At 45.5% G+C, this 9,722-nt stretch carries 7 protein-coding genes and 1 pseudogene; 2 read left to right on the forward strand and 6 right to left on the reverse strand.

Annotated elements, in window-relative coordinates:
* Window positions 1–57: 57 nt before the first annotated feature.
* Entirely contained in the window at window positions 58–537 is a 480-nt protein-coding gene (locus QUB70_RS07760) for an orange carotenoid protein N-terminal domain-containing protein (protein ID WP_332979434.1), read from the reverse strand.
* Window positions 538–823: 286 nt separating this feature from the next.
* Here QUB70_RS07760 and QUB70_RS07765 point away from each other — a divergent pair, with 286 nt between their 5' ends.
* Window positions 824–1,408 carry a Uma2 family endonuclease gene (locus QUB70_RS07765; protein ID WP_332979435.1) on the forward strand — a complete coding sequence of 195 codons (585 nt, stop codon included), beginning with the start codon at window positions 824–826 and terminating at the stop codon, window positions 1,406–1,408.
* Between the two features lie 86 nt (window positions 1,409–1,494).
* On the opposite strand, the gene QUB70_RS07770 is transcribed toward QUB70_RS07765, so the two are convergent.
* The 4 genes from QUB70_RS07770 to QUB70_RS07785 all read right to left on the reverse strand — a co-directional run bounded on the left by QUB70_RS07770 (window position 1,495) and on the right by QUB70_RS07785 (window position 6,961).
* A complete protein-coding gene (locus tag QUB70_RS07770) occupies window positions 1,495–4,626 on the reverse strand; it encodes an MFS transporter (RefSeq protein WP_332979436.1) in 3,132 nt (1,043 codons plus the stop codon).
* A gap of 367 nt (window positions 4,627–4,993) precedes the next feature.
* The gene (locus tag QUB70_RS07775) at window positions 4,994–5,347 is read right to left on the reverse strand and encodes a hypothetical protein (protein WP_332979437.1); all 354 of its coding nucleotides are present in this window, start codon (window positions 5,345–5,347) and stop codon (window positions 4,994–4,996) included.
* Window positions 5,348–5,427: 80 nt separating this feature from the next.
* A complete protein-coding gene (locus QUB70_RS07780; RefSeq protein ID WP_332979438.1) occupies window positions 5,428–6,465 on the reverse strand; it encodes a hypothetical protein in 1,038 nt (345 codons plus the stop codon).
* A gap of 181 nt (window positions 6,466–6,646) precedes the next feature.
* Window positions 6,647–6,961, reverse strand: coding sequence for a hypothetical protein (locus QUB70_RS07785; protein ID WP_332979439.1), 315 nt, complete (start codon window positions 6,959–6,961; stop codon window positions 6,647–6,649).
* An 86-nt stretch (window positions 6,962–7,047) separates the two neighbouring features.
* On the opposite strand from QUB70_RS07785, the gene QUB70_RS07790 reads away from it, so the two are divergent.
* The gene (locus tag QUB70_RS07790; protein ID WP_332979440.1) at window positions 7,048–8,853 is read left to right on the forward strand and encodes a proline--tRNA ligase; all 1,806 of its coding nucleotides are present in this window, start codon (window positions 7,048–7,050) and stop codon (window positions 8,851–8,853) included.
* Between the two features lie 523 nt (window positions 8,854–9,376).
* Here QUB70_RS07790 and QUB70_RS07795 read toward each other — a convergent pair.
* Window positions 9,377–9,722: pseudogene (locus QUB70_RS07795) on the reverse strand (ISKra4 family transposase); the annotation flags it as partial.

Consider the following 9,722-nt stretch of genomic DNA (forward strand, 5'->3'; position numbering starts at 1 on the left):
TGCAGTATTTTCGCAAAAAAACCCGGTTTCTGATTGCTCGTGCTGATTGTACTTAAATTAAATGCCAGCCCCCGGAGCGGCTTCAGCACCCATTTCTAAAACTGTACCGCGAAGAAAATCAATTTGCTGCTGGAAGTCCATGCCCTGAACCTTTCCTAATAAAGCTTTTCCTGCTTCGGGAAGTTCATAGTCGGGAGGCACGGGAATAATAGTTCCTTCGTCCATTCCTACTGCTAGAAAATACCAAAAAGCCAGCTTGGTTTCCGGGCTCATCGAGCCGTACATCCGGCTGATTTCTGTATTCGCTTTTGAGGCAATGTCGCGCATTACTTGCAGTTGTGCGTCGTGGGGCAGCGGCTTGACTTGCTCGAACAAACCCTGAGCGATTTCGGAACCGGAAGCACCGGGAGCCGCTGGCGTTATTGACTTGCCCATTTCGGTGTAAACAAACCACAGCACACCTAATTGGTCGTCTACACTCAAGCTCTGAATATCTGCTTTTCCTTGGTCGTAAGCACCGACAGTAGTAAATGTCATTCAAGCCTCCAAAATAATATCTATTGTTCAGTTTTCTTATTTTTGAGAAAACTTTTGTTTGCTACTTAGTTAAATTACCTAATAAATAGTGATGCTAGAATCTTGCTAAAGGCAGATATGATCCCAACATAAGTTTGTGAAGTAAATTCACCAAAATTGGCAAAGTTTGCAACTAAAGGATGAGGCAAATTTGACAAGATTGTTGTTAGCTGTGCTCTACATTAGTATTGTTTAGCCGATCGACGATCGCGTATAATCGCAACAGACCTGTATTGAGGTGGCTGTTATGTCCGCAACTGCTAAACGCTTCACCACAGCGGAATATCACCGCTTGACAGAACTGGGATTTTTTGCTGAGGACGATCGACTTGAGTTAATCAAGGGAGAACTTGTAAACATAGCTGCTAAAAGTACGGCTCATTCTGTTTGCGAGACACGCTTGGAACGCGAGTTATTTAAGCTGCTGGGAGAACGGGCGACACTGCGAGGGCAACAACCGATTATTTTGCCTGATGACAGCGAACCAGAACCCGATCGCGCGATCGTGCAAAATCGCCCTGATGACTATCTATCCTCTCACCCCTGTCCAGCGGATATACTGTTACTGATTGAGATTGCGGATTCTTCTTTGAGTTACGACAAACAGGTCAAGTTGCCCCTTTATGCTGAAGCGGGCATCTCTGATTATTGGATATTTAACTTATTAGAAACTTGTTTGGAATGTTACAGCGAACCTTATCAGAATTCGCAAGGCAAATTTGGTTATCGGGTCAAGAGAATTTTTCTACCCAACGAGTCTGTTAATCTGCCTTATCTTCACGACTTGGCGCTCGATTTATCGAGAGTTTTTCCGCCAACTATAGAATCTTGAAGGACTCTGATATTATTCCCAAGAAAATAGGCTGGCAAACAGCCAGCCTAGAATCAGGAGAAGTTTATTTCCAATTCGTGGAAAGTCTAGCTAAACAAACCAGAAATACCGTTGACTGCTATTGCTCCAGCCAAAGCAGAAACAACCACAGAAGTCAGAGCCGTACCGAACAGCCACCAAGCAGCAGTTGCTGCCGCTTCCCGCGCATCTTCTCCTTGCTGCTTAGCCTTGTTCTTGAGCTGTTTGATGCGTTTTTTGGCTTCATTTTGCAGGCGTTCCGAACGCAATAAAACGCTGTCCCGGGCTCCTTCCATTTGGTCAACAATTCGGTGCGCGTCAGTCTCGGAAATATCGGAACGAGAACTCAGCAGGGCAACTAAAGTACCGCGATCGAACTCGCCTAAACGCTCTTTAATCGCGTCAAATCCGGCCTGCGGGTCGTCAAACACTTTGCGGAAGTCCCGCTTGATGCCTTCGTAATTGAGTTCCGGTCGATCGAGCGAATTGAGATAATCCCGAATTTTCGTGAAAATACCGTCGATTGCTGACTGAAACTTGTCCTGAACCATTTGAACTTGTTCGACAATTTGGTTGCGGACAGATTCAATTTGGTCGGCAATTTTGTTAGCTTCCTCGGACGAGATGTCTTCCCGCTGCGACAGCAATGCTACCAAAGTACCGCGATCGAAGTGTTTCAGCCGATCGCCCAAACTTTGCATCCCCGTTCCCGGTTCGCTAAACAGCAACTGCAAATCGCGCTTGATACCGTCAGGATTGAGTTCATCCTTGTCCGTATTCCGCAAGTAATTTTCCAAACTTCCTTGGAAATCCTTGACCGTTTTTTGAGCGCGAGAGGCCAAGCGGCGGGGCGATTTCACGATGCTGCGAATCGAATCTTGCACGCGATCGATCGTCCGATTTATCTGTTCTTCGCTCAAATCTTCCCGCTGCGAAAGCAGCTTCACCAAAGTTTCGCGATCGACCTGAGACAGTCTTTCCCGCAGCGCCAAGGCACCTTCTTTCGGATTTTCAAACAATTTGGTCAAATCTCGATTGATGCCTTCTGGATCGAGTTCTTCGAGGTTAGTATTCCGCAGGTACTCGCCAATTTTTGCAGTAACTTCCTCGTACTGCTCCTTAGCTTTATCTGCAACTATTTGCGGCGCGTGGATAATGTTGTCGCGCACAGATTCGATTTTGTCGATCGCCTGATTTACCTGTTCTTCGCTGAGGTCTTGGCGCTGCGACAGCAGTTGCACCAGAGTATCGCGATCGAATTGAGATAAGCGTTCTTTCAGCGCTTTAAATCCGGCTTCCGGGTCGTTTAACAGCGTTTGAAACTCGCGCTCGATCGCTTCGGGATTGAGTTCTTCCTTATTAGTATTGCGGAGATAGTCTTCCACCTTTTGCCGCACTTCCTGCGCTTTCGATTTCGCTTGCTCTTGCAATTCTTGAGCTTTAGAAATCACGCGATCGCGCGAACTTTCGAGCCGCCCGATTAACTGATCTGCTTCCTCTGGACTGAAATCTTCCCGCTGGCCGAGCAACTGTACCAAAGTATCGCGATCGAATTGAGACAGGCGATCGCGCAAAGCCTCAAAACCAGCATCCCGGTCTTCCAACAGCGCTTGGAAATCCTTCTCGATACCTTCAGGATTCAATTCTTCCTTGCCGGTCGATCGTAAATAATTCTCAATCCGGCTCCGCAAATCTTGAGACTGTTCCTCACCAGCAGCAGCTTGCACTATTTCCAACACTTCTTGGCGGACACCTTCAAGCTGTTGAGCAATTTCCTGTGCTTGTTCGGGAGCAAACCCCTCACGGCGGCCCAGAATCTCTACAAAATAATCGGGATTAAACATTTCTAACTGGCGCAAAACTGCCCCTGGAGAAGCTTCCGGGTCGTAAATAACATCCCTAAATTCCTGCTTGATTGTCTCCCGGTTGAGATGCCAAGGTTGGGCATTCAGCAAGTAATTTTCCACATCAGCCTTAGCTGTATTGAAAGGCAGCGCAGGCACTTTGTCGCCCGCCTGAGAAGCCAAAGATTTAGCTTTTTGAGTCCCTTTTGCTGTCAGTTGCTGCAACTGACCAGAGATTTTTTCAACATCCAAATCAGACAAATCCGTCCGCGACAAAACAGTTCCCACAAGAGCTTCCACACCCAACTGCATCGCTCGCTTCATGCCGCTGCTGGATTCCGATTTGTTTTCCCGATTTTCCAGAATTTGAGACAGCTTGGCGTTGAGTTCGTCAGACTTGAGCAAATCGGGAGCCGCAAATTTAAGAAAATCAACCAACTCTAAATTCGGGTCTTTCTGCTCTTGCTGCTTGCCGAAAGTTTGCTTCCAAACGCCTTCGAGTTGGTCGGCAACTTGAGTGATTTCCTCTTGAGAAAAGTCTGTGCGACTCTTAATTAAATCCACAAAAGTCTGGCGGTTAACGTTCTTGAGAACGTCGCTTCCCGCAAGAGATTTGATATCTGCATCGCCCAGCAACTTTTCAAATTGACCGCGAATTTCCTTAACATCTAGTTTCGGTAGCTGCAAAGAACCCACATAATCTTGCAGTGTTTCGCGAATGCTATCCGGGTCTACCGCCGAACTCAATTCGCGGCGGACAGCGGCAACAGATGCCTCTACAGTGTTGACCATTTGGTCGCTGGCCATCTTGCCGCCGATCGCAGCACCCGCAGTACCCATCACGCCTTGAACGCCTGAAAAAGCGGTTTTTATCAAGGAACCGATCATAGAACCGACGGCGCTAGAACCGAGCCACACAAGGGTTAAAAAGTACGCGGCCCAGATGACTACACCAATAATTGCCGCTCCATCTACGCTGGCAATTGAAGTTAGTTTGACCGCCAGAAAACAAGCCAAAAATAAAGCCAGGTTAACGGTGACTAAAATCCAACCCCCGACTAAACCTTCTATTTTCCGAACTTTACTGCCTAAACTTTCGGACTCATCATCATCGTCATCGTCGGGTAAAGCCTCGTCCCAATTTGAGATTTTGGCGGCGATCGAGAAATTTGTTAACAGGAATTGGAAGCCGAAAGCCATGATGACTCCGGCGATTAATGACACGAAAAACTGAGGGCTTAAAAACATCAGCCCTCCGATATCGGCGTGGTCAAATGGCACATCTATTTCTATTGGCATTTGAGCAAGGGTGAGTTTGGGACTGTACAGCGACATTAATAACTCGCTTTCAAACATAATTTACCTCCTAAAGTTTGATACCTGCTTAGGCATATTGAAATTACCCCCTAACGTTTAAATAGGGGATTTGGAACTTTTTAGATGGTGGTTTGTTTCGTCAGGCTTTATCTTACGGAAGCCCTTATTAGTGAAATCGGGATGAGTAGTAAATTCGTTTTTTATCTATGTCATCCTTAGTGCTTATTATGGCTCTTGAAGCTGAAGAATAAATCCCTCTAAAGTCAGAAATGAGTTGATTTGGGAGGAGTAGTCGTAGAGTTAGCCCAAAAAAGGCAAGTTTGAGGCGGAGGCGATGGCTACCAATTATCAATAGTAGTACAGTGGGATGCGGCGCACCCGACATATCGTATAGTGCGCTGTCTCTTTAGGATTCCGTTTGATTTTTAGGCTGAAAACGAGCTAGTAATTGCGATCGATCGAGCTGCATACTCAGTCGCGTGATTTCAAGAGGTTCTAGTTGAATCAAAGGCTCGATTATTTGGACTAATTCTTCATCAATTTCGCCAAATCTTACTTGTAATATACTCTCAAGAATCTCGCGTTTACTTTGCTGAATACCTTGCTCGATACCTAGCTGAATAACTTGCTGAATACCTAGCTGAATACCTTGCTCGATACCTAGCTGAATACCTTGCTCGATACCTTGCTGAATACCTTGCTCGATACCTCGCTGAGTTGCTTCTTCAAGCCGTTGTAAATAGAGGGGTGATAGTTCCATAATTAACTCCCGATTTTGTCGATAATAAATAGTAAAGTGATATTTAGCGCACCCTACCGATTGTAGAGTGCGCTGCTGAGTCAGGATTCCGGTTGATTTTTTTGTTCAAAATGAGCTAGCAATTCAGAGCGATCGAGCTGCCTAATTAGTCGCGTGCGATCGAGGGGTTCTAGCTGAATCAAAGGCTCGATTATTTGGGCTAATTCTTCATCAATCTCGCCAAATTTTACTTGTAGCAGACTCTCAACCATCAGGCGTTGAGCGCGCTGCATAGCTTGCTGCATACCTTGCTGAATACCTTGCTGAATACCTTGCTGAATACCTTGCTGAATACCTTGCTGAATACCTTGCTGAATACCTTGCTGCATACCTTGCTGCATACCTTGCTGCATACCTTGCTGCATACCTCGCTGAGTTGCATCTTCCAGCCGTTGCAAGTAGAGGGGTGACAGTTCCATAATTAACTCCCGATCTTCTCGATCTATGTCTTGACGTACTTCTAAAATCGTTCGCAAGTTGTACAACAATTCTAACGCATTCAACCGAAAGACATTATCTGAGGGTAATTCCCTCAATTCGGCAATAGCTTGCTTCTGCACATTTCCCTTCCCTAAAACTCTCAGCCACAGGGTTTCTGGAGTCCGGGGGAGTTGGTGAATGGCAATGATTGCTGCTTTCAGAGACGGACTCAGAAAATAAACTCCACTTACCCAATTTTCGGGATCGGGAATCGCCCCAAATCCCGCTAGCATGGCGTCGGAAACAGTCGGCGACAGTATCCAGAGTTGGGGCAAGTCTGCCTCTGCAATCCGGGTATTTTCTCTGGCGGCGACTCGTTCATATTCGGCGTGGATATCAAAGAGTTTTCCCAGACAACTGCGAATTTCTCCGATTTGCACTGGACTGCGGAATGGTTCAATTACAGCGGGTTTTGCTGCAATTTGACCCAGAATACCGAGGGCTGTGGGTTCGACATCAGGTTCTGCTTTTGGGGCAAAGAAAACGTCAATCTGTCTCACTTCTCCAGCAATGTCGCGGCTGGTTTCGACATTGCCGAGAGGGGTTAATAGTTCTTTCAGATACTGTTTGGCAAATTGGTCGTGGATGAATCTGGTCATGCAATTTTAGATTTTAGATTTTAGATTTTAGATTGGGAATGACTTACTGGATATGGATTTGGCGCTGACCTAAAAGGGTTAAATCAAGAGCTTGTAAAAACCTTGCCGTTAACTGTCAACTGTCAACTAAGAAGGGCGGGCACTCTTGGCACCGCCCCTACCAACTGTCAACTGTCAACTGTCAACTGTCAACTGTCAACTGTTTGCAGCATTTACCCTCACAGTTGCGAATGCTGCGAATGCAGCCATACTCCTCGAAACGTTGGCTATGTTTGCGAACAGTAGAATATGCCAGCAAATGTAAAGGAATTCCGATTAGTTTGTAAACCAATCGACCACCAGCATGAACAACATCCCAAATTTCGCTCCAATTAGGTTCTTGAATAAATTCTCCTATTTCATCTTTTAAGGCAACCCACTGAGATTGCACAGTAGGAGGGTGACAATTATCAAATGCTGCCATACCTTTTTGGTAGTTTTCCAAAATCTTATTCATAATATCTAATCAAATTTGGCTTAGTTCTGATAATATCAGAAGTTAATCTGAGATAACAATCATCCGGTATTTTAAGGAAACCAGCTATGCGACTCTCTCAAATGCTTTTCGTCACACTGCGGGAAGACCCAGCAGAAGCAGAAATCCCCAGCCACAAACTATTACTCCGTGCGGGATACATCCGGCGCATCGGCAGCGGTATTTACGCTTATCTACCCTTAATGTGGCGTGTCCTCAAAAAAGTCTCCCAAATTGTGCGCGAAGAAATGGACGCTACCGGCGCTCAAGAATGCCTCCTACCGCAACTGCAACCGGCCGATTTGTGGCGGGAATCGGGCCGCTGGGACACCTACACTCAAGCTGAAGGTATCATGTTTGCTCTCACAGACCGTCGCGACACAGAATTGGGATTGGGCCCAACTCACGAAGAAATAATTACTACAATTGCTAAAGATATGATTCGTTCTTATCGGCAATTGCCTATACATTTGTATCAAATTCAAACTAAATTTCGCGATGAAATTCGCCCCCGTTTTGGCTTGATGCGCGGTCGTGAATTCATTATGAAAGATGGCTATTCTTTCCACACTAATGAAGAAAGCCTGAAAAAAACTTATCAGGATATGGCTCAAGCTTACAGCAATATGCTGCGCCGATCTGGCTTGCAATTCCGAGCAGTAGATGCTGATTCTGGCGCAATTGGTGGTTCGGGTTCTCAAGAGTTTATGGTGTTGGCTGAAGCGGGGGAAGATGAAGTTCTCTACACTGAAGATGGTCAGTATGCCGCTAATTTGGAAAAGGCTGTTTCAATACCTGCTGATACTGAAACCTCAACCTTTACAACTTTTGAAAAACGGGAAACGCCCGGAACGGAAACCATTGACAAACTCTGCAAGTTTTTCAAATGTTCTCCTACTCAAGTTGTCAAAAATGTACTTTATCAAGCTGTTTATGACAGCGGAATTACAGTGCTGGTACTGGTCAGCATTCGCGGCGACCAAGATGTCAATCAGGTAAAATTGCTGAATGAATTAACCAAATTAGCTGGAGATTATCAAGCAAAAACAATCCTATTTCTGACAGTCCCCGATGCAGAAGCTCAGCAAAAATGGGCTGCAAAATCTTTACCTCTAGGTTATATGGCTCCCGATGTTGCTGATGATTACATTGCTGGGAGCAAGGAAGTAAATTCTAAGTTTTTGCGTTTAGTCGATCGCACCGCAGTTGACCTGACAAACTTTGTCACCGGTTCCAATGAATCAGGATACCACGTTGTCGGGGCTAATTGGGGGAAAGAATTTCCCCTACCGAGTTTAGCAGTAGATGTGAGGAAGGCTAAGAAGGGCGATCGGGCAATTCACAATCCCGAACAAACACTGCACACCGCCAGAGGGATTGAAGTCGGTCACATCTTCCAACTAGGCACAAAATACTCCCAAGCAATGGGCGCCACCTACACCAGCGAACAAGGCGAAGAAATGCCGTTAATTATGGGCTGCTACGGCGTCGGCGTATCGCGGTTAGCTCAATCGGCTGTAGAACAATCCTACGACAAAGACGGGATTATTTGGCCGGTGGCGATCGCCCCCTATCATGCCATCATCAGCATCCCCAATATTTCCGACGCCCAACAAGTAGAAGTCGCCGAAAAACTCTACGCAGAACTCAATCAATCTGGCATTGAAACCCTGCTGGACGATCGCGATGAACGTGCGGGAGTCAAATTTAAAGATGCCGATTTAATTGGCATTCCCTATCGTATTGTTCCCGGCCGTTCCCTGAAAGCAGGCAAAGTCGAAGTCGTGGAAAGAGCAACTCACAAATCACAAGAAATTCCCATTGATGAAGTCAATTCTACCTTAAAACAGTGGATTGAGACCGCCATCAAATGAGATATTTTCATCGCGGTTAAGGTTCGCAGTAAGGACTTCAGTTTTTTCTTGTTAGGATTGAGAAAACTAAAGTTCTTACTAGACCTCTTGCAAAAATCCTTTCATCAATTGATGGAACGGGCTCTCCGGCCCGTTCCACAAGAGTTATTTTTTCTTGTGGAACGGGCCGGAGAGCCCGTTCTAATTATTTTTGCAAGAGGTCTACTACAAACGGTGAGGATTTAGATTTAGAGGACTCAATTCCTCACTACAAACGGGAGGTTTTTTATCCTATTAGGATTTAACGAAATCTAGGTCTACTAAAATTCAAAACTAGATATAAATCTGAATCTAAATCAGTTTCTTCGATTCCCTCAATCCAGAATTGGGCGATACCTAGCTCAAGTAGCTGTAGTTGCTGTCGTTTACGCCGTGGGGGCGAGACTCGCATTCTCAATTCAAGGTATTATTTGCAGATATAAGCTGTGTTGCATCTAGATGGGAGCATAACAGTTATGCAATCAGTATTTATACTGATGATAATTTAAGCTGCTGCTTTGAGATTAACACCAATCATTCCATTTAAGTAAGCTACTCGATGAGCCAAGACTTGCGGGACATTTTGCTCATTCCACCCGGCGCCAGAAATTTTGATACGACGACCAATCTGTTTGATTGCTGATTCCACGGCACCAGAACCAATTGAACAAATCTGATTGGAATGATAATAGTGGTAATTAACGATTCGTTCAGGCGTGTTTGTTGAGATATACACAGAAATTCTGTGCGGCTTTTTTGGTCAGATTTGCAAAAAGTTGTTTCGCTTTCTCCACCTGTCCCATCCATAAATAAGCTTGGGCTTCATTGATTCTGCGCTGTGAACCGCCAAC

This window comes from Microcoleus sp. A003_D6 (assembly GCF_036702825.1).
In the GTDB taxonomy this organism is placed as follows: domain Bacteria; phylum Cyanobacteriota; class Cyanobacteriia; order Cyanobacteriales; family Microcoleaceae; genus Microcoleus.